The organism is Bacillus vallismortis, assembly GCF_040784915.1.
Lineage (GTDB): Bacteria > Bacillota > Bacilli > Bacillales > Bacillaceae > Bacillus > Bacillus subtilis_G.
Map to the genome: position 1 here is coordinate 1,197,562 of NZ_CP160797.1, position 24,370 is coordinate 1,221,931.

26 protein-coding genes and 2 pseudogenes are annotated in these 24,370 nt (G+C 46.5%); 11 read left to right on the top strand and 17 right to left on the bottom strand.

Features of this window, described 5'->3' with window-relative positions:
• Positions 1 to 13 precede the first annotated feature (13 nt).
• Positions 14 to 310, top strand: a complete 297-nt coding sequence (gene hlpB / locus ABZM97_RS05915; RefSeq protein ID WP_148964229.1) for an HNH nuclease-like protein HlpB — start codon at positions 14 to 16, stop codon at positions 308 to 310.
• Between the two features lie 36 nt (positions 311 to 346).
• Here hlpB and ABZM97_RS05920 read toward each other — a convergent pair whose 3' ends face one another.
• The 8 genes from ABZM97_RS05920 to ABZM97_RS05955 all read right to left on the bottom strand — a co-directional run bounded on the left by ABZM97_RS05920 (position 347) and on the right by ABZM97_RS05955 (position 3,936).
• On the bottom strand, positions 347 to 565 hold the full coding sequence (locus ABZM97_RS05920) for a spore germination protein (RefSeq protein WP_010333667.1): 219 nt from the start codon (positions 563 to 565) through the stop codon (positions 347 to 349).
• A gap of 49 nt (positions 566 to 614) precedes the next feature.
• Positions 615 to 998: a spore germination protein GerPE gene (locus ABZM97_RS05925; RefSeq protein ID WP_202328474.1), complete on the bottom strand. Its 384-nt coding sequence runs from the start codon at positions 996 to 998 to the stop codon at positions 615 to 617.
• Complete coding sequence (locus ABZM97_RS05930; RefSeq protein ID WP_087993641.1) at positions 998 to 1,174, bottom strand: spore gernimation protein GerPD; 177 nt, start codon at positions 1,172 to 1,174, stop codon at positions 998 to 1,000. The genes ABZM97_RS05925 and ABZM97_RS05930 overlap by 1 nt, the downstream gene beginning before the upstream one ends.
• Positions 1,171 to 1,788 carry a spore germination protein GerPC gene (locus tag ABZM97_RS05935; protein WP_087993640.1) on the bottom strand — a complete coding sequence of 206 codons (618 nt, stop codon included), beginning with the start codon at positions 1,786 to 1,788 and terminating at the stop codon, positions 1,171 to 1,173. The genes ABZM97_RS05930 and ABZM97_RS05935 overlap by 4 nt, the downstream gene beginning before the upstream one ends.
• A gap of 23 nt (positions 1,789 to 1,811) precedes the next feature.
• Entirely contained in the window at positions 1,812 to 2,045 is a 234-nt protein-coding gene (locus ABZM97_RS05940; RefSeq protein ID WP_141113432.1) for a spore germination protein GerPB, read from the bottom strand.
• A gap of 13 nt (positions 2,046 to 2,058) precedes the next feature.
• Entirely contained in the window at positions 2,059 to 2,280 is a 222-nt protein-coding gene (locus tag ABZM97_RS05945) for a spore germination protein (protein ID WP_087993638.1), read from the bottom strand.
• A 418-nt stretch (positions 2,281 to 2,698) separates the two neighbouring features.
• The gene (locus tag ABZM97_RS05950; RefSeq protein ID WP_087993637.1) at positions 2,699 to 2,869 is read right to left on the bottom strand and encodes an aspartyl-phosphate phosphatase Spo0E family protein; all 171 of its coding nucleotides are present in this window, start codon (positions 2,867 to 2,869) and stop codon (positions 2,699 to 2,701) included.
• Positions 2,870 to 3,012: 143 nt separating this feature from the next.
• The gene (locus ABZM97_RS05955) at positions 3,013 to 3,936 is read right to left on the bottom strand and encodes a CotH kinase family protein (protein ID WP_202328473.1); all 924 of its coding nucleotides are present in this window, start codon (positions 3,934 to 3,936) and stop codon (positions 3,013 to 3,015) included.
• Between the two features lie 154 nt (positions 3,937 to 4,090).
• On the opposite strand from ABZM97_RS05955, the gene ABZM97_RS05960 reads away from it, so the two are divergent.
• The 3 genes from ABZM97_RS05960 to ABZM97_RS05970 all read left to right on the top strand — a co-directional run bounded on the left by ABZM97_RS05960 (position 4,091) and on the right by ABZM97_RS05970 (position 8,319).
• Positions 4,091 to 4,996, top strand: coding sequence for a fumarylacetoacetate hydrolase family protein (locus tag ABZM97_RS05960; protein WP_087993635.1), 906 nt, complete (start codon positions 4,091 to 4,093; stop codon positions 4,994 to 4,996).
• Positions 4,997 to 5,111: 115 nt separating this feature from the next.
• Positions 5,112 to 5,468, top strand: a complete 357-nt coding sequence (locus ABZM97_RS05965; RefSeq protein ID WP_087993634.1) for a YisL family protein — start codon at positions 5,112 to 5,114, stop codon at positions 5,466 to 5,468.
• A gap of 169 nt (positions 5,469 to 5,637) precedes the next feature.
• Complete coding sequence (locus ABZM97_RS05970; protein ID WP_202328472.1) at positions 5,638 to 8,319, top strand: peptidase S8; 2,682 nt, start codon at positions 5,638 to 5,640, stop codon at positions 8,317 to 8,319.
• Between the two features lie 31 nt (positions 8,320 to 8,350).
• Here ABZM97_RS05970 and ABZM97_RS05975 read toward each other — a convergent pair whose 3' ends face one another.
• A complete protein-coding gene (locus tag ABZM97_RS05975) occupies positions 8,351 to 8,908 on the bottom strand; it encodes a DUF2777 domain-containing protein (protein ID WP_087993632.1) in 558 nt (185 codons plus the stop codon).
• A 169-nt stretch (positions 8,909 to 9,077) separates the two neighbouring features.
• Between ABZM97_RS05975 and asnB the strand changes: the two genes are divergently transcribed.
• Positions 9,078 to 10,922: an asparagine synthase (glutamine-hydrolyzing) gene (asnB, locus tag ABZM97_RS05980; protein WP_087993631.1), complete on the top strand. Its 1,845-nt coding sequence runs from the start codon at positions 9,078 to 9,080 to the stop codon at positions 10,920 to 10,922.
• A gap of 137 nt (positions 10,923 to 11,059) precedes the next feature.
• Here asnB and ABZM97_RS05985 read toward each other — a convergent pair whose 3' ends face one another.
• Positions 11,060 to 11,527 (bottom strand): DinB family protein, encoded by a 468-nt coding sequence (locus tag ABZM97_RS05985; protein ID WP_087993630.1) that lies wholly within the window; start codon positions 11,525 to 11,527, stop codon positions 11,060 to 11,062.
• A gap of 207 nt (positions 11,528 to 11,734) precedes the next feature.
• On the opposite strand from ABZM97_RS05985, the pseudogene ABZM97_RS05990 reads away from it, so the two are divergent.
• Positions 11,735 to 12,546: pseudogene (locus ABZM97_RS05990) on the top strand (phytoene/squalene synthase family protein).
• Positions 12,547 to 12,578: 32 nt separating this feature from the next.
• Here ABZM97_RS05990 and ABZM97_RS05995 read toward each other — a convergent pair.
• Complete coding sequence (locus tag ABZM97_RS05995; RefSeq protein WP_087993628.1) at positions 12,579 to 13,946, bottom strand: MATE family efflux transporter; 1,368 nt, start codon at positions 13,944 to 13,946, stop codon at positions 12,579 to 12,581.
• Positions 13,947 to 14,069: 123 nt separating this feature from the next.
• On the opposite strand from ABZM97_RS05995, the gene ABZM97_RS06000 reads away from it, so the two are divergent.
• From ABZM97_RS06000 to ABZM97_RS06010, 3 genes are all read left to right on the top strand, one after another.
• A complete protein-coding gene (locus ABZM97_RS06000; protein WP_367387302.1) occupies positions 14,070 to 14,933 on the top strand; it encodes an AraC family transcriptional regulator in 864 nt (287 codons plus the stop codon).
• A 17-nt stretch (positions 14,934 to 14,950) separates the two neighbouring features.
• The gene (locus ABZM97_RS06005) at positions 14,951 to 15,964 is read left to right on the top strand and encodes a LacI family DNA-binding transcriptional regulator (protein WP_367387303.1); all 1,014 of its coding nucleotides are present in this window, start codon (positions 14,951 to 14,953) and stop codon (positions 15,962 to 15,964) included.
• Positions 15,965 to 16,170: 206 nt separating this feature from the next.
• Positions 16,171 to 17,199 (top strand): Gfo/Idh/MocA family oxidoreductase, encoded by a 1,029-nt coding sequence (locus ABZM97_RS06010; RefSeq protein ID WP_367387304.1) that lies wholly within the window; start codon positions 16,171 to 16,173, stop codon positions 17,197 to 17,199.
• 47 nt (positions 17,200 to 17,246) lie between these two features.
• Here the strand turns inward: ABZM97_RS06010 and ABZM97_RS06015 are convergent, their stop codons facing one another.
• Complete coding sequence (locus tag ABZM97_RS06015) at positions 17,247 to 17,756, bottom strand: DinB family protein (RefSeq protein WP_367387305.1); 510 nt, start codon at positions 17,754 to 17,756, stop codon at positions 17,247 to 17,249.
• Positions 17,757 to 17,805: 49 nt separating this feature from the next.
• Positions 17,806 to 18,455: pseudogene (locus ABZM97_RS06020) on the bottom strand (LysE/ArgO family amino acid transporter).
• Between the two features lie 83 nt (positions 18,456 to 18,538).
• Here ABZM97_RS06020 and ABZM97_RS06025 point away from each other — a divergent pair.
• The gene (locus ABZM97_RS06025) at positions 18,539 to 19,990 is read left to right on the top strand and encodes a PLP-dependent aminotransferase family protein (protein ID WP_202328465.1); all 1,452 of its coding nucleotides are present in this window, start codon (positions 18,539 to 18,541) and stop codon (positions 19,988 to 19,990) included.
• 6 nt (positions 19,991 to 19,996) lie between these two features.
• Here the strand turns inward: ABZM97_RS06025 and ABZM97_RS06030 are convergent, their stop codons facing one another.
• Positions 19,997 to 20,635 carry a pentapeptide repeat-containing protein gene (locus tag ABZM97_RS06030; RefSeq protein ID WP_087993620.1) on the bottom strand — a complete coding sequence of 213 codons (639 nt, stop codon included), beginning with the start codon at positions 20,633 to 20,635 and terminating at the stop codon, positions 19,997 to 19,999.
• A 204-nt stretch (positions 20,636 to 20,839) separates the two neighbouring features.
• Between ABZM97_RS06030 and ABZM97_RS06035 the strand changes: the two genes are divergently transcribed.
• Positions 20,840 to 21,646 (top strand): alpha/beta fold hydrolase, encoded by an 807-nt coding sequence (locus tag ABZM97_RS06035; RefSeq protein WP_087993619.1) that lies wholly within the window; start codon positions 20,840 to 20,842, stop codon positions 21,644 to 21,646.
• 27 nt (positions 21,647 to 21,673) lie between these two features.
• Here the strand turns inward: ABZM97_RS06035 and cysC are convergent, their stop codons facing one another.
• The 3 genes from cysC to ABZM97_RS06050 form a co-directional block, all read right to left on the bottom strand.
• Positions 21,674 to 22,273, bottom strand: a complete 600-nt coding sequence (gene cysC / locus ABZM97_RS06040) for an adenylyl-sulfate kinase (protein ID WP_087993618.1) — start codon at positions 22,271 to 22,273, stop codon at positions 21,674 to 21,676.
• Positions 22,270 to 23,439 carry a sulfate adenylyltransferase gene (sat, locus tag ABZM97_RS06045; RefSeq protein ID WP_087993617.1) on the bottom strand — a complete coding sequence of 390 codons (1,170 nt, stop codon included), beginning with the start codon at positions 23,437 to 23,439 and terminating at the stop codon, positions 22,270 to 22,272. The genes cysC and sat overlap by 4 nt, the downstream gene beginning before the upstream one ends.
• Before the next feature lie 103 nt (positions 23,440 to 23,542).
• Positions 23,543 to 24,256: a phosphoadenylyl-sulfate reductase gene (locus ABZM97_RS06050; protein WP_087993616.1), complete on the bottom strand. Its 714-nt coding sequence runs from the start codon at positions 24,254 to 24,256 to the stop codon at positions 23,543 to 23,545.
• Positions 24,257 to 24,370: the final 114 nt, after the last annotated feature.

Genomic DNA, 24,370 nt, shown 5'->3' on the forward strand with positions numbered 1-24,370 from the left:
GGGGGAAACGGATATGGCAAAGCAGACTGCCGGAATATGTGAGCTGTGCGGCCGGAGTGATGTCCAGCTGACAGAGCACCATCTCACACCGAAAGAGGAAGGCGGAACATTCCTGCCGACAGCCATGCTCTGTATTCCTTGCCATAAACAGATTCATGCCTTATATACCAATCAAGAGCTTGCGGTTCGCTTAAACGGAATAGATGAACTTAGAAGTGATCTGAAGCTTGCACGGTTTGTCAAATGGATCAGAAAACAGCCGCCTGAGAAGCTGATCAAAACAAAGAAATCAAATGAACGAAAAAAATGACTAAAAAGCAGCCCTCTCTTTGCAGAGCGGCTGCTTTTATCCATTTCCAACCATATCTTGATCGCTGACATCGGGGTCTATATAATTTGTCGCGTTGACTGCATTGTTTAATAGAAGGAAGTCTCCCGTGTTTCCTGCTCCCGAACCGAGCGCAGATTTTGAAGAGCTTTTCGGAGAAAGGTAAAAGGAATCACCAAAGTTTACGACTCCGCCCGATATCGAATTGATAGCTATAGGCCCGACAATTGCTGGCATAAACGACACCCTTTATCGAAGTCTCTGTTTAGTATATGCTCTTGGCGGACTATTGTGAGCGCGGAGACTGAATCTGCCTGATATGTTTGATTCTCGCATCGCCGCGGACAACCGAAGCCGCCCCTGCATGAAAGACAGAAGAGGATGAGACCCCTTGAATTTTGACGTTGCGAACATAAATGACCGGAACCTCGTGGCAAAATGCGCTTTGCACCCCTGTTTCCGGAATCGGTGTCACAGCCTGCTGCTGAAAGATCGGGTAATCCTTGCTGTGAAATGAGCCTTCATTATTGTAAAACGTAGACAGCGAGCGTTGTACAGCAAATACTTTTATGCTCATATCGATTTCGTTTGTGTCGCCAACTTGAAACACACTTGCTATTGCGAGAGAGTTAAATTTAATCGTTCTGATGCGGGATATACGCTTAAGCATTATGCCGGCGACAGCGGAGCAAACGGTCCGATAATAAGAGATTCAGGCGGAGTGTCGAAAATTGAAGAGAGATAGATTGCTTCAGTGTCTCCGATGTGAAAAATAGAGGAGCTGGACACACCGTTCATTCGGATATCCCCGACCTCCAGATTACGGTTGACAACTGTGAAAATCATGCTTGCTCATCTCCTTTCATTTCGGATGGAATATGTTCCAGAAAATGTTCTACAGCACGGATCACGTCTCGCTTCACATGCTCAGCGATATGTTCCGCATATTGTTTAGGCGGTGTCTGTTCTTCTTTTTTGATATGGGACATATAATAGTGAATCCGGCTGTCCATTTGTTTTCTGATGTCTTCAATGACATGATGCCTGTTTGTATCGTCAAGCCTGCTGTCATATTGGTTTTCAAGCTGCTCCAAAACATCTGGAATTTCTTCGGTTAAGAACATGTCGACATTTTGTCGGATCTGCTGCATGAGCTGGGCGCTCTCTTCCTGCTGCATCATCCCGATTTCAGGTGTTGTTTGGCTGACTTCAAAATTTTGGACACTGTTCGGGTCTGTCGGATTTAAGCCGATATTCAGTGTCCCGTCGAGCCGTTCAATTTTCAGCTGGTCAAATTTATACTCCACACGCTCAATGGTTGTGGCCGGCCGCTGTTTCATCGAATTCATTTCAGTTTGAATCTCTTTCAGCTGACGTTCGAGCTGCTGAATATGAAGCGCCTGCTGCTGAACGAAGGAGTTCAAGTTTTGCAAATAAGAGGAAACAGATTGATCATACATGGTCTTTCACCTCTTTCATATGATTAACGGCCAGGAGGCTGGAGCGGGACCAATGCACCTGTATCGGGTCCCTGCGACTCGACTGGCTGCCCCAAGGCGGTTACCTCTGGCGCGGGTTCTGCGTAGCTTCCCGTGTTATACAAGTTTGACAAAGATTTGATTGATCCGGCGCTTCCGATTTGCAGAATAGAGGAGTTGCTGATGGATTCCAGCCGAAGATAGTTAATTTGAATGGTTTGATTCACATAGAAATTCATGGGCCTCACTCCTTTACGCATTCCCTGCGATCGGCTGATCAACTGCATCGTTGTCATACACATTCGTCGCGTTTTTGTAATTCGTCACTTTGAGGCTGTCACCGGTATTAAAACTGCCCGCACCGGCAAACGTTCTGACCTGTGCCTGAGGAGAAATCGTAATACAGTCCCCGATGTGAACGACTCCGCTCGTACCAATCGCATTAATTTTAAACGCTCCGACAATGGCCGGCATACGAGCACATCCTTTGTTGAAAAATTGAAAAAAGGCGGGTAAAGTAAAAATACAATTTGATTTCAATTGGGCTATTCACGATAGCTTATGACAAACGCGCATATGTGTGAGGGAAATTTAAAGGGGACATATCAGCTTTTCATGCAAACGATTAAATTTTTTCAGCCGATATGTTTAATTGTTTGATAAGCCGGGTAATGTATAAACCGAGCGGAATTGCGGCGATGGATGCCGCTATCCGCCTGCGTGATTTTTCAGTTTCTTTGGTGTTTTTGCGTGTAGGAAATGCTTTTTGGAGTATGTCGTGCTGCGGTAACCGATTTTTTGGGCGGACACATTCTCGCCCTGAGGTATCTCTCAGAAGTGCTGAGCAAAAAGCGGAGTTACATATGGTGAATTCAATGTTATAGAAAATGATTCACATACGGGAGTTTTCAGGATATCCCCCAAAAACCATTTCTTTTTTAATTCGGGTGTTCAAAAGACTGTCCAGCTCTTGGCTGCATTGAATCGTTTCCTTTGAGTTCATGCCGTATTTTTGTGCTGTTTCAATTAGTGTGATTCTCATTTCTTCAATTTTACTATTCATTACCCTATCTCCAATTCTAGAATTTATTTTGATCAAAACAGGATATCGTTAGTATAACCCATTTTTGCTAAAAAGGTTGCCTTTCGTCAATTTGACTAAAAAAGCGACAATTTTTTTGCGGCCTTTTTTCATGCAAGGAAGGACTATAGTCTTGCTAAGTGTGCTTGCAAAAGGTCCTGCCGTTCCTCAATTTCTCTAAGTATGTTTGTCTGCTCCTTTTCGAATTGAAAGGGGCTTTTTTTTATAAACGGATCATCATCAGCTTTTTGACAAATGTCAAGTTGCCATTCGCTGATGAAAGGAGACAATCGTTCAATGGTAAACGACCGGTCCAGCACGTTTTTCATTAATGTGTGATATTGCGACCGGAAAGCGGGAATGGAAAGCAGCCTTGACGCAAGCGTCCGTCCTTTAGTCAGCAGAGGATCTTCGTCAGCTATTCCGTGTGCGGCAAGCGATCGTGTCTCTATCGGGGAAACGTGAAGCCGGCCGGATTCGTTTAAACAAAATGTGTAATAAAAACATTGACGGGTGCAGGCGCTGCCGATCAGCCACAAAAAAAACAATTTGATATCCAGATACATTTTAATGCGTTCAGCTAATTCGGCATCTTCCGCTGTACGAATCAGCGTGAAAAATTCGTGTGAAAACGCGGAAGGTTCATCTTTAAAAACGGACAACGGAACCCGCGGATCGGCAGTCTTTACTCGATAAGCTTTCTTATCGGCTAGCTGATGGTTCTTGATGTTCAAATAAATGCCTTCGGGCTGGCCATTGATGGTCAGAAAGCTGTATGAGGCAGCGGGAGCAGGAACACCGATCTCGCCAAAAAGACAATAAGCGAGCCTGCGCCGCATCAGGGACGGATCACCCTGTTCCGCATTCAAAAAAAGTGTGCTTTCACCTAGCGGAGCCTTTTCCCAGCTGATTTCATAGGATGTCTTTTCCGCTCTGTCACGCTGTGTGAGAAGAATGGGAGAAACTGATAAGTCTGTCACCAGAAGCCCCTTGGCAGTTCCTTTTTTCTTAAGCTGATGCCGATGAAAAAATAAATGTACGCTCTCCATCTTTTTTCCTCCTCCTCAAAACGACATTTGTATGATATGTACTGCAAGCCCGTCCTGAAACGAAATGAAAACGGTCGTGATAAAAAGGGATTTCAGCATTCGACAGAGAATACATGAAGAAGCAGTCTGATTTAAAAGATGATGGAGGAATAACATGAAATTTGCGACAGGGGAACTTTACAACCGAAAGTTTGTCGGCCTGATCATTGATGATGAGAAAATCATGGATTTGCAAAAGGCTGAGAAGAAACTGTTTGAACTTGAGACGATTCCGGGATCGCTGATTGAATGTATCGCAGAAGGGGATAAATTCGTTACGCATGCGAGGCAGCTGGCCGAGTGGGCAAAGAAACCGAATGATGAGCTGGGATCATTTATGTATTCATTATCTGAGGTGAAGCTCCATGCACCGATTCCTAGGCCATCAAAAAATATCATCTGCATCGGCAAAAACTATAGGGATCACGCGATTGAAATGGGAAGCGAGGCCGACATTCCGGAACATCCGATGGTATTTACAAAATCGCCGGTTACAGTTATAGGGCATGGTGATATCGTAAACAGCCATGAAGGGGTCACCTCTCAGCTTGATTATGAAGGAGAGCTTGCTGTCGTCATCGGAAAAAGCGGCAACCGTATATCAAAAGAAGACGCATATGACCATATTTTCGGATATACGATTGTGAATGATATCACGGCGCGTGATCTGCAAAAAAGGCATAAGCAGTTTTTTATCGGAAAAAGTCTGGATACAACATGTCCAATGGGGCCTGTGCTTGTACATAAATCATCGATTCAGGAGCCTGAGCGCCTCAAGGTTGAAACGAGAGTCAACGGTGAGCTGCGCCAATCCGGTTCGGCAAGCGATATGATCTTTTCCATTCCGGAGTTAATTGAAACCCTCTCGAAGGGGATGACGCTTGAAGCGGGAGACATCATTGCCACCGGTACGCCGTCTGGCGTCGGAAAGGGATTTGCGCCGCCGAAATTCTTGCGGTCAGGTGACAAAATCGACATTACGATTGATCCGATCGGAACGCTGTCAAACCCAATCGGCTGAACCAAACAGAAGGGCGGACGCGGACCCGCCTTTTTTTCTGAGATTCATCTTTGTGGCAGAGGACAAGTTCATGGTACTATAAGTGGGGTAATTTATCTGATAGGGGGGAACCTGTATGACACACTTACATATTACGACATGGGTGGTAGCGCTGATTCTGCTTTTCGTCAGCTACTCGCTGTATGCGTCAAGAAGTGCGAAGGGCGCAAAAATCACTCATATGATTCTGCGGTTATTCTATATCTTAATTATTTTGACCGGAGCTTGGCTGTTTGTCGATTTCGCCAACTGGAACGGAGAATACGCCGGCAAAATGATTCTTGGCATTATCACTATCGGCCTGATGGAAATGCTCCTCATCCGCAAGAAAAAAGAAAAATCAACCGGAGGCCTATGGATCGGCTTCGTCATTGTCCTTGTGCTGACAGTGCTGCTCGGTCTGCATTTGCCAATCGGCTTTCACTTATTTTAATAGAAACAGTGCGAACCCGGCTCTATGGATGGAGTCGGTTTTTTTTTTGTGATTTATCCCTTATATTCCAAATCATTTAAAATAACCTTAAAATTCCCTATAAGCGGTATCTCGTCCTATGAAATTATGATACCTTCAAGAAGATTCATTATTTTACAGGAGGGATATCATGAAACGCAGAAAATTCAGCTCGTTGGTGGCGGCAGTGCTCATTTTTGCACTGATCTTCAGCCTTTTTTCTCCGGGAACCAAAGCGGCGGCCAGCGCGATCGATCAGGCGGCTGCTCTGGAAAACGGCAAAGAACAGACAGGCACCATGAAGGAACCGGAACAGGTGAAATGGTACAAAGTGACTCCGGGAAAAGCGGATATTCAGAAAAACTCACATATGGCACTGACCGTAAAGAGTGATTCAGTATTGAATGTATCTGTATATCCAAGTATGGAAAAAGCGCTTAAAGATGAAACGTTTGAAATGTATCGTTCTTACACGGCGGAGGATGGAAAAAGCGAAGTGATTTTTCCGTACGCGTGGAGCGGCCCCTACTATGTAAAAGTTGAATACCTCGGGGAAGAAGAACCAGAGGACGGCGGAACGGCGGAAGCAGCCGCGGAAGCCAAGTATACGATTGGGTATAAAGGCACGAAAAAGCAACCGTCAGATTTAGAACAGGAAGAAGCTTGTCCGGTAGAAATGAGTGTCGATCAGAAAAAATCGGGAAAAAGCATCCTGGACAAGCTGAGAGCGATTCGCGATGACCAGTTAAACCAAACAGCAGAAGGCAAAGAACTGACAAGCCTTTATTACAAAGCGGCACCGTTTATTGTGGCAAAGCTCGCATTCAATAAAACAGCGAGAAATGAAATCTATCAGGATCTTGTGACATTAAAGCCGTTGTTTGATGATGTGTCAGAAAACGGTGCATCATCTTCATATCAGATAACTGAAAAGGATCAAAAAGCGATCAATCGGCTATACGAGAATGCTTTACAATCCGTCCCGTCTTTCCTTAAAAAGGAGATAAAGAAACAGGCGGAACGATTCAATATCGAGCAGCTGCAAGGCAAAACAGCTGGAGCGATTTTAACTGAAAATAAACTTGCGGCAAAAAGTGAAGTTCAGAAAACAAAGGTCATTTTCAAGGTGAAGAACAATAAAAGCCTCTCATCCGTACATAATGAAATGAAGGGCTTTTCTGCAAGCGCGCAATCGAAAAAAGACATTTCCAATGTGAAAAAGGCAAAGAAACTGTTTGACAATCTTTATTCATTTGAGCTTCCGAAAGACGAAAAACAGAACGGCACATATACGGCAAGCGCAAAACGGGTCAAAAGCGCTGCTGCGACATTATCCAAGATGTCTAACGTAGAGTTTGCGGAACCTGTGCAGGAATACAAAAGCCTGTCAAACGATATTCAATATCCTTACCAATGGCCGCTTAAAAACAACGGTGAAAACGGCGGTGTTAAAAACGCGGATGTGAAATACGAGCCTGCCAGCTCCCTGCTGTCCAAACGCAAGCTGAACGATACATTCATTGCGGTCGTAGACACAGGTGTGGACAGCACACTTGCCGATTTAAAAGGAAAAGTAAGAACAGATCTCGGACGCAATTTTGTCGGACGGAATAACAACGCAATGGACGATCAGGGGCATGGGACGCACGTCGCCGGCATTATCGCCGCTCAAAGCGATAATGGCTATTCAATGACTGGTTTAAACGCCAAAGCGAAAATCATCCCGGTAAAAGTGCTTGATTCCACAGGAGCCGGAGATACTGAACAAATTGCCCTTGGCATCAAATATGCTGCTGACAAAGGGGCAAAGGTGATTAATTTAAGTTTAGGCGGAGGCTACAGCCGCGTACTTGAATTTGCTTTGAAATACGCGGCTGACAAAAATGTCCTGATTGCCGCAGCCAGCGGAAATGACGGAGCCAATTCCTTATCTTATCCCGCTTCTTCTAAATATGTGATGTCAGTCGGAGCAACGAACCGCATGGATGTGACCGCAGATTTCTCTAACTATGGAAAAGGTCTTGATATCTCCGCGCCAGGGTCTGATATCCCGAGCTTAGTGCCGAACGGAAATGTCACGTACATGAGCGGAACGTCTATGGCGACACCGTATGCTGCCGCTGCTGCAGGCTTGCTGTTTGCACAAAACCCTAAGCTGAAAAGAACAGAAGCAGAGGATATTTTGAAAAAGACGGCGGATGATATTTCGTTTGAAAGTGTCGATGGCGAAGAAGAAGAATTGTATGACGATTATGGTGATCCGATTGACATTCCGAAGATCCCCGGAGTTGACTGGCACTCAGGCTACGGGCGGCTGAATGTCATGAAGGCTGTCAGCGCAGTTGATGTACAGCTCAAAGTCAACAAGCTTGAAAGCACACAAACAGCCGTCAGAGGAAGCGCGAAGGAAGGCACGCTTATCGAAGTGATGAGCGGCAAGAAAAAACTCGGCAGCGCCAAAGCCGGAAAAAATGGTGCATTTAAGGTCACTATCCCAACTCAAAAACAAGATCAAATACTGTATGTAAAAGCAGCAAAAGGCGATGCGAAAACGTCGTATAAAATTGTCGTTGTCAAAGGAAAACCTTCAGGCACACCGAAAGTAAACGCAGTGAAAACGAAAGATACGGCAGTGAAAGGAAAGGCGAACAGCAAAGCAATGATCAGAGTGAAAAACAAATCAAAGAAAGTCATCGCTTCTGCCAAAGCTGACGCGAAAGGAACGTTCACGGTGAAAATCAAAAAACAAAAAGCCGGAACGGTGCTGTACGTCACGGCTGCTGATACAGACAAAAAAGAAAGCAAGAATGTAAAAGTCGTCGTTGAAAAATAACCAAAAAGCGGTGCTCGCTGCACCGCTTTTTTTATTTGCGCCCCCGCTGGACCGCTGAATACATAATGGATCGCTTTCCGTTTGATGCCGTCCATTCGAACCGGTCTCCTGTCCCTTCGCTGCTATAGTGATGCTGCATCGCGCATTGGGCGGTGTCGTTTGAAAAGTGATAAAAAGAAACACCCTGCTCCTCCGATGTATTCGTAAAGACTCCTTTATTATAAGAAAACACGCAATCGAATACCGATAAGCCAAAGCTGTGCAAATGCTGTAAAAATGCGAGAAAGGTTTCGTCATCAAGCGAATCCAAAAGCGTCATGAGCGGGCGCTTGACTGATTTCTCATAGCGGATGCGTTCTCCGCCTGAAAGGGAGATGTTTTCTTCACCGCATGCCAGAATTGATTTATCCTGAAAGCCGGCCGGTTCCCACTTTCCTTTATGATGGAGCCAGATTGGGCTGTGATGCAGACTGTCTGCCAGCAGTATATCGCCTTCTCCGTTTTCGATTAAACAGATTCCATCTTCGATGAGGATGGTGCCGTATTCCCATTTTCGTTCCTCTTTATATAATAATTGTTTCCGTTTCATGCATGCTGTCTCCTTTTTCTTCTTTCCTCTCCTTTCTTTCCAATTCAAGCCTGTCCCATACAACTCTTTTGTGGACAAATCAACTATCTGCCTATAGATGCATAAACTTACTAAGGTGCTGAAAGAAACGAAATTGTGACGAAAGAAACGGGATTGGAGCTGATATCACATGTGTGGAATTACGGGTTGGGTCGATTTTAAAAAGCAGCTCGTCCAGGAAAAACAAACGATCAACAGAATGACAGACACTCTTTCCAAACGGGGGCCTGATGATTCTAACGTTTGGGGGGAGCACCATGTTTTATTCGGACATAAAAGGCTTGCGGTCGTTGATATCGAAGGCGGGCGCCAGCCGATGGCATGCACCTATAAAGGAGATACGTACACCATTATTTACAATGGCGAGCTGTATAACACGGAAGATCTGCGCAAAGAATTGCGGGCGCGGGGCCATCAGTTCGAGCGAACGTCAGATACCGAGGTGCTGCTGCACAGCTACATTGAATGGCAGGAAGACTGTGTAGACCATCTCAATGGCATATTCGCTTTTGCTGTGTGGGATGAAAAGCGTGAACTGCTGTTTGCCGCGAGAGACCGTCTCGGCGTGAAGCCGTTTTTTTATACGGAGCAGGGGTCTTCTTTTCTCTTCGGGTCAGAAATCAAAGCGATTCTCGCACACCCTCATATAAAAGCCCGAGTGGACAGAACAGGACTTTCTGAAATTTTCGGACTTGGACCGTCCAGAACCCCGGGTACTGGCGTATTTAAAGGCGTGAAAGAAGTCCGGCCGGCTCACGCGCTGACGTTTTCCAAAGACGGGCTGAACATTTGGCGTTATTGGAATGTTGAAAGCGAAAAACATACGGACAGTTTTGATGACACGGTTGCCAATGTCAGGTCGTTGTTTCAGGATGCGGTGACGCGGCAGCTTGTATCGGATGTGCCGGTTTGTACGTTCCTATCAGGCGGACTGGATTCAAGCGCCATTACAGCGGTTGCGGCAGGCCATTTTGAAAAGGAAGGAAAAGCCCCGCTTCATACTTATTCGATTGATTACGAAGAGAATGATAAATTTTTTCAAGCAAGCGCTTTTCAGCCGAATGACGATGGGCCTTGGATTGAAAAAATGACAGATGCCTTCAGCACAACGCACCACAAATGCGTCATCAGCCAAAAGGATCTCGTCGATCATTTAGAGGAAGCCGTATTGGTTAAAGACTTGCCGGGAATGGCTGATGTCGACTCATCCCTGTTGTGGTTTTGCCGGGAAATCAAAAAGGACTTTGTCGTCAGCCTGTCGGGAGAGTGCGCGGATGAGATTTTCGGAGGGTATCCGTGGTTCCATACAGCAGACGTTGAGTCGGGATTTCCGTGGATGAGATCGACAGAGGAGCGGATCAAGCTGCTATCTGAATCATGGCAGAAAAAATTGAATCTAAAAGAATACGTAAATGCCAAATACGAAGAAACCTTGGCGGAAACACCATTATTAGACGGAGAAACGGGTGTGGACAAAGCAAGAAGACAGTTATTCTATTTAAATATGCTTTGGTTTATGACGAACCTTTTGGATCGGAAGGACCGCATGAGCATGGGAGCGAGCCTTGAAGTGCGGGTGCCGTTCGCCGATCACCGGCTCGTGGAATATGTTTGGAATATCCCATGGGAAACGAAAATGCATGACAACCGGGAAAAAGGCATTTTGCGCAAAGCGCTAGAGGGCATTTTGCCTGATGACATTCTGTATCGCAAAAAAAGCCCGTATCCGAAAACACACCACCCTGAATATACAAAAGGCGTCAGCGAATGGCTGAAAACGATCAGAAGCCAAAAGGACTCCGTGCTCCATACCCTGCTGGACAGAAAACAATTGGATCAGCTCTTAGAAACGGAAGGCTCCTCCTTCAAGGTTCCGTGGTTCGGACAGCTCATGAAGGGGCCTCAGCTGATCGCCCACCTTGCCCAAATTCATACGTGGTTTGAAGCGTATCGCATTGATATTGATGAGGGATAAAGATATTTAACATTATGATCTAGAAGGTATATATATAAACAAAAAAGGATAGGTGAGCAGAAAATATGCTCTACTTATCCTTTTTTTGTACTGCAGAACCAATTTCGACTTGTTGTTGCACGAAAGCCCCCGTTACTTCAATAGTTCAATTTTCTCCCAATGAAATTAGCTGATATAGGGCTTAATTTTAATTCCCTAGCCCATACAGAAAGTTGGCCAATATGGTGAATTTCGTGAGCAATGATATGGTGTAATATATCATCTCTCGTATATAAAACCTCTTTATCCCAAGGAACGCTTACAAGTTCATCTTTTATTTCATCTGAATTTGTTTCTAAAAAGTCAATAATGTCAGTTCGGAAACTAATTGAAAGGGATTGAACCTTCTCTAGTGTATGATAATCAGCGAACTGAACAACGATATCTTCTTTCCCTTGGATAGCACGAACCCAACTATATTCCACGTCAATAATATGAAAAAGGGTATATAAAATACTTCCTACCCCACCAAGATGGTTTTTCAGTAACTCTTCAGTGGATAGTTGATGACACCAAGTAAACCATTCATCTCTTACCTGCCAGTTATACTCAAAAAATTTTATCACTTAAATCACTCCAATAATAGGATACATCAAATAACAATTATCCTTTTTCCCTTACATTCCTCCTTTTATTGAAGTAACCTGCCTGTGACATGAAAGGCAAGTTTAGCTGTCATCATAAAAACATACACTCACTTATCTTTTACAAAGTGGGAATCGGCTTTTTCTTCATATACAATTGGGAGAAAACATAATAGACTTGAAGAAGCAGTGATACATAGGAGTGAAAAGAAATGAAAGAGATAAAAGAAGCCTATCAGCAGTGTGGGCAGATCGTCAGCGCCCGCGAACCAGCCTGCTACAAAGCATTCTCGTTTCTGCCGCTGAAGCAAAGACAGGCCGCTTGGGCGGTCATGGCGTTTTGCCATACGGCGGCCAGTGCGGATGAGAAGGCGTTATTTGCCATGGAAGCTGAGGCGGAACAGGTTTTTTCCGGGACATATAACGGAAATGATTATTTATGGAAGGCTTTCGGCCATACGTATCAGACCTTTACATTGGACAGCGGGCCGTTCCGTGAGTTCATTGCCGGACAGAAAGCGGAAGATAAACCGTTCGAAAGCCTTGATGAACTGCTCATGCACGCATATCAGACGGGTGGTGCGGCCGGATTGATGCTGCTGCCGATACTGACACGCCGAAACCAAGATCAGCTCAAACAAGCAGCCGTCTCTCTCGGCTTGGCTATACAGCTGATTCAAATCTTAAGAGATATCGGCACGGATCAACAGCAAAAAAGCCGCATCCCTCGGCAGGTGATGCAGCAATTTGGATATACAGAGGACGATCTTCAGAAGGGCGTCGTCAATAAGCCGTTCACCATGACATGGGAGTATATCGCTTTTGAAGCGGAAGCCTACCTTGAAGAGTGCCAGGATGCCTTGTCGCTATTCCCAATGTATTCGCAAAAAACGGTGAAAGCCGCTCTTCATTTGTACCGTGCTGTTTTAGAAAAAATCCGGTCGGAGCAATACGATGTCTTTCAACATCAATACACTGTCACAGAGAACGAAGCGTTCTGATATCTAAAAAACACCCGGCCTTGAACCGGGTGTTACGCCATGCCTTTTTGAATCCAGATACGTGAGCGCCATCTTCTGTACATTAAGATTCCCCGGACCCATTCGTCCGCGATAAAGGAAATCCAAATGCCGGCAAGACCGAAACCGAGGTGGATGCCGAATAGATAGGCAAGCGGGAGCCCGATGCCCCACATCGAAATCATTGCCATGTAGACAGGGAACTTCGCATCGCCAGCCGCCCGCAGGGAGTTGATAATGACGACGTTAAATGAACGGCCCGGTTCAAGAATAATCGTCATCGCAATCAATAAGCTTGCAGTCGCGATAATATCAGGGCTTTGTGTAAAGATGCCGATGAGATCCTTGGAAAAGATCGTCATTAAAACAGACGTTGCCGCCGCAATTCCGAGGGCCCAGTATAGGCTCTTCATACAGCGTTCATAAGCGGCGTCAAACTGTTTGCCGCCGATATAGCGGCCGATTAAAATTTGTGTGCCTTGGCTGATCGCGGTGCCGAACAGCAAAATAAACATCGTAATATTTTGCGTGTACACTTTAGTTGTCAAAGCCTGCGCGCCCATGATGGCGATAAAATAAGTGACAATCATTTGCGACAGGTTATATGAAAGCTGTTCTCCCGCAGAAGGGATGCCGATTTTCAGCAGCTTGCGCAGATGCTCTTTATGCATATGAAAGACTTTTTTCAACGACAATTTCAGCTGAATGCGTTTGTTGACAATGACAATCATCGCGATTAATCCGATGACGCGGGCGATAGATGTAGATATCGCCACACCGGCAACGCCGAGAACAGGAAAGCCGAACAGGCCGAAAATCACAATAAAGTTTCCAGCAATGTTTAAAAGGTTCATGCCGATTGTGACAAACATTGTATCTTTTGTGTAGCCGTAGCTTTTTAAGATCGCGCTGAACGTCATAATTAAAGCCTGAATAAAGGACAGACCTCCGACAACTTGTAAAAAAACTTTCGCATCAGGCATCAGTTCGTTTGATAATCCCATCATATGAAGGAGAGGGACCGCCGCGAAAAAGACGAGGGCGCTGATGGCAAGGCTGATGAAGAAGTTGGCGCCGATTGACACATAAGCGACTTCCATGGCTTCTTTCTTTTGCCGTGACCCTAAAAATTGTGAAATGATAACGGTCGTTCCTGTTGCGATAAAGCTGAACATCACGATAATTAAATTCAAAATCTGGTTGCTGACGCCGACTGCTGCCACGCTGTTATCTGAGTATTGGCTGAGCATCAGTGTATCGGCATTACCCATAAACATATATAATGAGACCTCGATAAAGATCGGCCAAGTAAGCGAAAATAATGAGAACGATTTGTCAGCGGGTTTTTTCAAAGCAGTTGATTTGAAGACAGCTTGTTTCATTGTGTCTAACCCCTTTCGTAAATAAAATCAACGTTTTAAAGTGTACCTCCATTTTCCTATAATAAAAAGGGAGAGAAACGATACTTCTTGCAAAAATCCGACTTAAAAAGGAGGATGATCAAAATGCCCCGCATCCAGTTTACAGTCCCGCCATTTCCGGTATTTATCGCAGCCGGAGAAGGGGTTTTTAAAAAGGGAGAAACCCATGTGAAACGAGTATTCTCTGTGTTTGACCTGATATACGTCAAGCAGGGAACGTTATATATTACGGAAAATGAAAAATCGTTCTCAGTTGAAGGGGGCGAGTACATCTTGCTTTCTCCCGGTCTTGAACACTATGGGACGAAGGGCAGTGATGAAGCAGCCTCCTATTATTGGCTTCACTTTGATGAACATCGGTATAAATTTACGGCAAAGGGAGGCAGCAATTGGTCTGAGCTTCAGCAGGAAAAAGGGAGCTTCGAGGAGCCGGCCCGCTACGGACTGGCTTTGCCGAGAAAAGGCAAGGTGCAGCGCCCGCAGTTTATGGCGCAGCAGTTTGAAAGGCTGATCGATTACTCCGCGGAAAACTCCGATTTGCCGCTTAGAAAACAAATCTTATTTGAAGAGCTGATGCTGCATCTTCAAAAAGAGGCGTTTCAAATTCCGTCTGCGAAAGAGCGGGTTGCCTGGGAGGCGGCCCGGTACTTACAGGAGCATTATAAAGAAAAGACAACAATCAAGGATCTATCGCTCGCCCTTCACTATCATCAGGATTATGTGAGCCGCTGCATGCAGCAGGTGCTTGGCGTTACGCCTGCACAATACACGAACCGGGTGAGAATGACGGAAGCGAAGCGACTTTTATCCTCTACAAACGATAAAATGGGCGTTATTGCGGAAATGATCGGAATGGAAGACCCGACATACTTTTCAAAACTCTTTAAGCAGATAGAAGGCATTTCACCAATTGAATACCGGAAAATTGTCAGCAGGAAAGTTCAATAACCAGACGAGGGATGAATATGAAAACAACAATCTACGATGTGGCAAGGGCGGCGGGTGTCTCGATCACAACTGTGTCGCGTGTGATTAACAATACCGGCAGAATCAGTGACAAAACGCGGCAGAAGGTGATAACTGTCATGAAAGAAATGGCGTACACGCCCAATGTCCACGCCTCGGCGTTAACGGGAAAACGAACGAATATGATCGCTCTTGTGACGCCTGATATTTCAAATCCTTTTTACGGCGAACTTGCCAAAAGCATTGAGGAAAGGGCGGGTGAGCTCGGTTTTCAAATGATGATTTGCAGCACCGATTACGATTCGAAAAAAGAAACAAAATATTTTTCTGTCCTGAAGCAGAAAAAGGTGGACGGCATTATTTTTGCGACAGGGATTGAGAACCATGTCAGCATGTCTGCTTTGGAGGAAATCGCCAGCGAACACATCCCGCTTGCCATGATTTCTCAGGATAAGCCGCTGCTCCCGATGGATATTGTCGTGATGGATGACATTCGCGGCGGGTACGAGGCTGCCAAGCATCTTCTGTCACTCGGCCATACGAACATCGCCTGCATTGTTGGAGACGGGTCAACGACGGGTGAAAAAAACAGAATCAAAGGCTTTCGCCAGGCGATGGAGGAGGCGAACGCGCCTGTCGATGAATCGCTTATCGTCCCGACGCGATTTTCTTTGGAAAGCGGCAAGGAAGAAGCGGGAAAATTGCTGGACAGGAACGCCCCGACGGCTATTTTTGCCTTCAACGACGTACTGGCCTGTGCCGCCATACAAGCTGCGAGGATAAGAGGCATAAAAGTGCCGGACGACCTTTCGATTATCGGTTTTGATAACACGATACTTGCAGAAATGGCGGCCCCGCCCCTGACGACCGTGGCCCAGCCGATTAAAGATATGGGGCGGAGCGTCACCGAACTGCTGGCCGAAGCCATCGAAGGAAAACGAAAGACGAAACAAAAAATCGTGCTGCCGCCTGAGCTTGTGGTCAGACATTCCACATCACCGCTCAAAACTTGAGCCCGCTAATGAGCGGGTTTTTTCATGTTGACAGTTGAAGCCAAAAAACATATTGCGTGCAGGGAAAAGACATTGTAAAATGAAACCATCTTTTGAGAAAGCGCTTGCGCAACGTGTTAAAGCGGATTGGAGCGCTGTTTTTTAGCTGTTGATAGAAAGCGCTTTCTTAAGGCGGTTCCAAAATGCGATAAAGGAGAGGATGGGACGTGGAATATCAAGTAAGATGCGCTGTATTAGGGTTAGGAAGGCTCGGTTATAATCATGCGAAAAACCTCGTCACAAGTGTTCCGGGGGCAAAGCTGGTCAGTGTCGGTGATCCGTTGAAAGGGAGAGCGGAGCAAGTTGCCAAAGAATTCGGTATTGAAAAGTGGTCAGAGGACCCGTATGAGATATTGGAAGATCCCGGCATTGATGCTGTCATTATCGTAACGCCGACAAGCACACATAGCGATATGATCATCAAAGCAGCGGAGAACGGCAAGCAGATATTCGTTGAAAAACCGCTGACATTAAGCCTTGAGGAATCAAAAGCGGTTTCTGAAAAAGTGAAAGAGACAGGTGTCATTTGCCAAGTCGGCTTTATGAGGCGATTCGATCCCGCATACGCAGACGCCAAACGGCGGATCGACGCTGGAGAAATCGGCAAACCCATCTATTATAAAGGCTTTACGCGTGATAAAGGAACGCCTCCGGCAGCGTTTATCAAACACAGCGGCGGGATCTTTATAGACTGCTCCATCCATGACTATGATATTGCCCGTTATTTGCTCGGAGCAGAGATCACTTCTGTTTCCGGACACGGCAGGATCCTGAACAATCCGTTTATGGAGCAGTACGGCGATGTGGATCAGGCATTGACATATATAGAATTTGACTCCGGCGCAGCGGGGGACGTCGAGGCAAGCAGAACTTCTTCATACGGACATGACATACGGGCGGAAGTTATCGGGACAGAGGGCAGTATTTTCATAGGGACATTGAGAAATCAACACGTGACCATCCTGTCGGCGAAAGGGAGCAGCTATGACATTATCCCAGACTTTCAAACTCGTTTTCATGAAGCCTACTGCTTAGAGCTTCAGCATTTTGCCGAGTGTGTCCGGGATGGAAAAACACCGATTGTGACAGATGTCGATGCAACGATCAATTTAGAAGTCGGCATTGCCGCGACCCAATCGTATCGAAGCGGCAGGCCTGTACAGCTGGATGTGAAAAGTGCTCATATTCGTTTATAGGCGTCGGCACTCCCGCACATCTTTCCGATCAAAAAAGCAAGGACAGTTTAGCCCTTGCTTTCTTTCTTCTCATATAAATAGTATACATAATCAGTAGGTACGCCTGGATGGCCAAGCTGCCTCAGCATGGCGGTCACGTTCCCTCTGTGATACGTGCCGTGATTGACGACATGCAGGATGACGCCTGTATAAGTTGTTACGAGTGTCCCGTGTGTCGGATGCTGAAATAAGACCTGCTGTTCAAAGTCCGTCTGGCGGCTGAAGAAATCGTGATACTGTGCCTCCAGTTCAGAAAAATGCCCATTAATCACTGCCATATCACGATGCGCGGCCTCGAATTTTCCGACGCTGTCTATCACCTCTTGGTAGGTTGCTCCTGAAAGAGTTTTCAGCCAAATGTAGTCAGCCCTGCACATATGAAGCAGCACGTCGCTGACAGAAGGGAATACGCTCTTTACTTCTTGATAAGCTGTTTCCTCCGGCAGGCTTTCGATATGATTCAAGATTCGCTTGTTCGCCCAGGAATGGTAGTCATAAAACTGTTTAGCATCAGTCATCAGCATTGCCTCCTTTTCTATGACATTCGCTGTCTCTTTTGTTTTCCCTTCAATTTCTTAATAGGGATACTCCGAAATATCCTGCTGCTGCCCACATCACCACTGCCGAGCATTTGTTTACGATCAGCATAAGCCTGCCGCTCGTATCCATTGTCTGAAACAGCCGGCCCGCTATCGCAAGACTGATAAACCAAAACCAAGACACAGCGATGCAGGCGGCCATAAAGAGCCATTTCTCAAGCCCCGAGTATTGGAGCGAGCTTGTGCCAATGACGCCGATCGTGTCCAGAATGGCGTGCGGATTTAAAAGAGAAACGGCGGCCGCAAACACAGCTTGTTTTTTAGCTGTGAACGTATTTTTCTCATTTTGGTTTGCTTTCGGACGGCTGTTCCAAGTCACCCAGCCCATATAGAGGAGAAACAAAAATCCCCCGGCCATCATGACTGTTTCAAACACAGGCAGCTGCTGAACAATGACAGATACACCCGCAACGGCTAATGCGATTAATAGGGTATCGCAGACAGCCGCGCTGATGACGGCGGGAAGTGCCCGCCAAATATGCCTTTGCCATGCCCCTTGCTGAAAAATAAATACATTCTGCGCTCCCAGCGGCAAAATTAAGCCAAAGGCAAGCACAACTCCGTGAATGATTGCATTCATACTGAAAAAACTCCCTTCACATCTGTTTTTTCAATCATAAGGGAGATTTTTTCCTAAGTCTCCGGCCATTTGGTTGGGTTTAAGACCAGCCAAATGTATAATGTGAAGAAAAGAGGGGGGGATGAACTTGTCGCAATGGCGGCCAAGCCGATATTCGGATGTTCCGCTGCATCGGCAGATCGAACAGTACATGAAAGACAAAATTCTTCACGGAGAGTGGGCTGTAGGGACGAAAATCCCTTCACAGAGAACGCTGGCCGACATGTTTCAAGTGAACCGCAGCACAGTGACAGCAGCCATTGATGAACTCACGTCTCAAGGCCTGTTTGAGGGGAGAAGAGGTGGCGGCACGAAGGTTGTAAACAGTACGTGGAGCGTGCTGGCGGCTGAGCCTCCTCTCGATTGGAGCAATTACGTCCGTTCAGGTATTCATCACCCTAATTCTTCCATCATCCAGGAGATTAATCAAAACGAACCAAGAGCGGATATCATCAGATTAGGCACAGGGGAGCTTTCACCGGACCTGCTGCCTGCTGGCACAATGCGCCGGATGTTTCAGCAGATCAATCCGCACGCCCTGTCTTTAGGATACGAGCAGCCGAAAGGAAATCGTAAGCTGCGGGAGGCGGTGGCGGATCATTTGAAAGGCAAGCAGATCCATGTATCACCGTCAGCGATTTTAATTGTGTCCGGCGCGCTTCAGGCGCTTCAGCTTATCTCGATCGGGCTTTTAAAACGAGGTTCAGTCATTTTGACGGAAAAGCCGTCCTACCTTCAATCTTTGCATGTGTTTCAATCAGCGGGGATGCGGCTTCGCGGCATGCCGATGGATGAAGCGGGAATCAAGGCGGGGCTTATTTCTTCTTATCGAAAACAGTACGGAGGGCAGCTGCTTTACACCATTCCGTCGTTTCATAATCCGACGGGCACTGTTATGTCAGAGCAGCGAAGGGAAGAGATCATTGGCCTGTCAAAAAAAGAGCAGCTGCCAATCATTGAGGATGATGCGTACGGTGAATTATGGTTTGAAGAAAAACCGCCTCAACCGTTAAAAGCAATGGATCATGAAGGCAATATTTTATATGTGGGCACGTTTTCAAAAACAGTGAGCCCCGGCCTGCGAATCGGCTGGCTGGCCGGACCGGAGCCGGTCATTGAACGGCTGGCGGACATTAAAATGCAGACAGACTACGGATCGAGCGGCCTGTCCCAGTGGGCGGCAGCCGAATGGCTGTCACAGGGGTATTATGAAGAGCATCTGACATGGATACGCGGGGTTTTAAAACAAAGGAGAGATGCGGCAGTTCAGTTTCTCGAGCGGTATGCCGGGGACATCGCGACGTGGCGGATTCCCGCCGGCGGCTTTTATATGTGGGTGACATTTCACAAACCCTTGCCTGTCAGCCGTTTCTTTCATGAACTGCTGAAACAGCAGGTGCTGGTGAATCCCGGTTCTATTTATAACGGCGAAGATCGCAACAGCATCAGGCTGTCATATTCCTATGCATCTCTTGCGGATTTGGAAACAGGCATTAAAGCGGCAGCCGATACAGCCCGCCGCCTGATGATCTAACATTTGTTATACAATGACAGCTCCCAGCGCCCTGGCGAAAGCCATCGCGTGCTCCGGCGCGATTTTGCAGCCTTTCAATTTGTCGAGGGAGACATGAAGCTGTTCAAAACGGCAGGTGCTGATGTCCATATTTTGAAGGGACGTGCCGGTAAAGCTGGCGCCTTCCAGTTCGCACCCGTCAAAGTGTGTCTGCTGGAGCGTCATATTGCTGCACTCACTTTGCATAAGGGCACAGTGATCAAATCGAACTTGTTTCATATTTGAGTAAGAAAATGAACTGAAATGTCCGTGGCATTCCTCGAATGAAACATTCCGCAGCGTTGATTCCGCCACATTCATTCCAACCATTTTTGATTGCTTAATGGAAGTTCTGTGGATGACAGCCCCGCTGAAATCGGTGTTTGACAAATCACATTTTTCAAAGATCACATCGGTCAGTTCAATCTGCCGGAAAGACACATCAATAAATACGACATTTCTGAATACCGTTTTTTCCACACAAAGTTTTTCAATATCTTCGCCGCAGATTGTACAATCTTCAAACAAGCGCATGCTGATTACATCATCCTGCACCGCGTTTTTATGGAAATCTGCGGTTTGCAGGTTTTCCGGTATATGAGGTTTTTGAATCACTATTTTATTCATGCGATGACATCCTTTGCTGCCCGAAAACCAGAAGCCTCCGGGATCAATTTAATAGATCGTTACGGGAATTGCTACATATAGTGAATCATGAAGAGCCTTTTCTTGGTATGGCAGCCCGCTTGTTTTGTAAGCATAAATGGAAAGCTTCCTGTACGTCAAGGCGTTTACAGACCGGGAAAGAAAAGGGAACAGGAGGAGTGCGGAATGGGGCATTACATCAAAACCGAGGAGCATGTGACACTGTTTGTAGAGGATATCGGGCATGGAAGGCCGATCATCTTTTTGCACGGGTGGCCGTTGAATCATAAGATGTTTGAATATCAAATGAATGAGCTTCCGAAAAGAGGATTCCGTTTTATCGGCGTTGATTTACGGGGATATGGGCAATCTGACCGCCCATGGGAAGGCTACGATTATGACACGATGGCCGATGATGTCAAAGCTGTCATTTATACACTGCAGCTTGAGAACGCGATTCTTGCCGGTTTTTCGATGGGCGGCGCAATTGCAATCCGTTATATGGCAAGGCATGACGGAGCCGATATTGGTAAGCTGATTTTATTGTCGGCAGCGGCCCCCGCATTTACAAAACGCCCGGGTTATCCGTACGGAATGAGGAAGCAGGATATTGACGATATGATCGAACAATTCAAAATGGATCGGCCCAAAACACTTGCTGATTTAGGGACACGGTTTTTTGAGAAAAAAGTGTCGCCAGAGCTCAGACAGTGGTTTCTCAATTTGATGCTGGAGGCTTCCTCCTATGGGACGATCCACTCAGGCATTGCATTAAGAGACGAGGATCTCAGAAAGGATCTTGCGTCAATCAAGGTGCCTGCGCTGATCCTGCACGGGAGAAAGGATCAAATTGCGCCGTTTGATTTTGCAAAAGAATTGAAGCGCGGCATCAAGCAGTCTGAATGGGTTCCATTTGCAAAAAGCGGGCACGGAGCTTTTTATGAGGAAAAAGAGAAGATCAACAGTTTGATTGCGCAGTTTGCCAAATCATGAGAAAAAACCCGATATTGATCGGGTTTTTCATATGATGCCTTTATTTTGCAGTTCTGTAATGATCAGATCAGCTCCATCGGAAATAGATGTCTGGTCTGACTCAATGATCAAATCCGGTGAAAGCGGCTCTTCATACGGAGAATCGATTCCGGTAAAATGTTTGATCTCTCCGTTTCGCGCTTTTTGATAAAGTCCCTTCGGATCGCGCTGTTCACAAACATGCAGCGGGCACTTCACATAAATTTCGAAGAACTCTCCTTCAGGGAATAGCGCTCTGACCATGTCCCGGTCCTCTCTGAATGGAGAAATAAAAGCCGTTAAAATCATTTGCCCGCTGTCGACAAACAGCTTCGCCACTTCTCCGATCCGGCGGATGTTTTCAATCCTGTCTTCAGTCTGAAAACCAAGATCTTTGTTTAAGCCGTGGCGGATATTATCGCCGTCAAGCACATAGCTCTGAATGCCCATACGGTACAGCTTTTCATCAACGGCATTGGCCAGCACTGATTTTCCTGAGCCGGACAGCCCGGTAAACCAGAGGGCGCAGCTTTTGTGTCCGTTTAAGGACTGTCTGTCAAACTTTGAGATTGCAGCGGGGTGCCAAATGATGTTCGGATTATGCGTCATTGCAATCCCCCGCTGTTTTGCTGGATGGCAACGGGCTGTTGGTGTAGACCCTTGATCAGCACGTTTGCGACCTCAGGCCGGCTGAATTCTTTAGGCGGTTTTTTTCCTTGGCGGAGAAGCTCTCTTACTTTTGTGCCTGATAAGTGGATGTGGTCTCTTTGGCTATGCGGACATGTTTTCGAGGTGGCCATGTTTCCGCATTTCCGGCAGTAAAAGCTGTGCTCGAAAAACAGGGGCTTGATGCCCAGTTCCTCCTCTGTGAATGATTGAAAAATAGTTTGTGCGTCGTACGTTCCGTAATAGCTGCCGACACCCGCGTGATCACGGCCTACAATAAAATGGGTGCAGCCGTAATTTTTGCGGACGAGCGCGTGGAAAACCGCTTCCCGCGGACCTGCATACCGCATGGCGGCAGGGAAGACCGATAACATGACGCGATCCTTTGGATAATAGTGATCAAGCAAAACCTGATAACTTTCCATTCTGATATCGCTTGGGATATCGTCTGACTTCGTTTCTCCGACGAGCGGATGAAGCAGCAGACCGTCGACCGTTTCTAACGCTGTTTTTTGAATGTATTCATGCGCTCTGTGAACAGGATTTCTGGTTTGAAAACCGACTATTGTGTGCCAGCCGAGTTTTTTAAAGGCCGCTCTTGTTTCTGCAGGCGCTGCGTAAAACTGTTCGAAGGTTTTGTCGGGTAGGCGGCTCACCGTGATAGGCCCTCCGATATAGTAATCCGGACGCTCCAGCAGTTTTTTTACGCCTGGGTGGGCAGGATCGCTTGTTTTAAAAACAGACAGTGCTTCTTGTGTTTTATCAGGCTGGTATATATCAATGACTGTGATCATGCCGTAGGCAACGCCGTCTTTCACAAGCTTGACGCGATCTCCGGCAGACAACTGTTTTGCTGTTTCTTCTCCGACAGGGAGCGTAATCGGCAGGCTCCACGGTAAGCCGTTTGCCAGCCTCATCTCTTTCACAACAGAATGATAATCTTTTTCTCCCAAAAAACCAGTTAACGGGCTGTAGCCGCCGATCGCGATAAGCTCCAGGTCGCTCAGTGCAAGCTGATCCAGCTCCGCTTCGCACGTGCACCCTTCAAAATGGCATGCGGGATCGCAGCGGTTGATTAACACCCCTCCATGGGGCTCGTTTCCATTCAACGTGTTCAACCTCCATTTTTACGTTTCCTTTGTTCTCTTTTCTGCGCTTGCTCAAAGCTTTAAAGCAGCGTTCAACATTCTTTCAACAAGGACATGCCGGCCATTATTCTTGATGCAGGCCGCATTCTGTTTTCTCCCGTCCGGCCCATCTTCCGGCCCTCTCATCGTTCGGGTCCGAGGAAGGCAATGTACACATTTCACAGCCTATGCTCGGGTAATGTTGATCGTGCAGTTTGTTATAAGGTAAATTGTGCAGGCGGATGTACGTCCAAACGTCACCCCATGTCCAGTGGATGAGCGGGCAAATTTTAATGAGCTCAAACTTCTGATCCAGATTCACGTATTGAATATGCTTTCTTGAAGGCGACTGCTCCCGGCGCAGCCCTGAAATCCAAGCTGTCATGCCGGACAGGTGCTTTTTCAGCGGCTCGATTTTTCTCAATTGGCAGCATAGGTTAGGGTTATGCTTCCACAGTTCTTCGCCGTATTGCGTCTCCTGTTCTTTTAAGCTCAGCTCGGGTTGGAGTAGCTGGATTCTCAAGCTCGGATATCGCTCTTTGACGTTCTCGATCAGCTCATATGTTTCTTGAAAATGCAGCCCTGTATCCAAAAAGATGATGTGCGCGTTTTTGTTGATTTTTGATAATAAATCGAGAAGCACCATCCCTTCTGCACCAAAGCTGCACGCGTACACAATCTTATCCCCGTATGTTCGGTAAGCCCATTTCAGCACATCGAGCTCATCGATCAATTGACCCGTTATCTGTTTGGCCTGCGTGTCGTTCCATGTATCATATGTGATGATTTGTTCGTTCAACGTTTTCCCCCCGTTTGCATCTGTCTGTTTTAATCTATTGATCGAGTTATAGGCAGACTATTCATTTTTTGCATAAAGGTTCAGGTTTTTAGGTGCGGCGTCCGCCTAAAATGA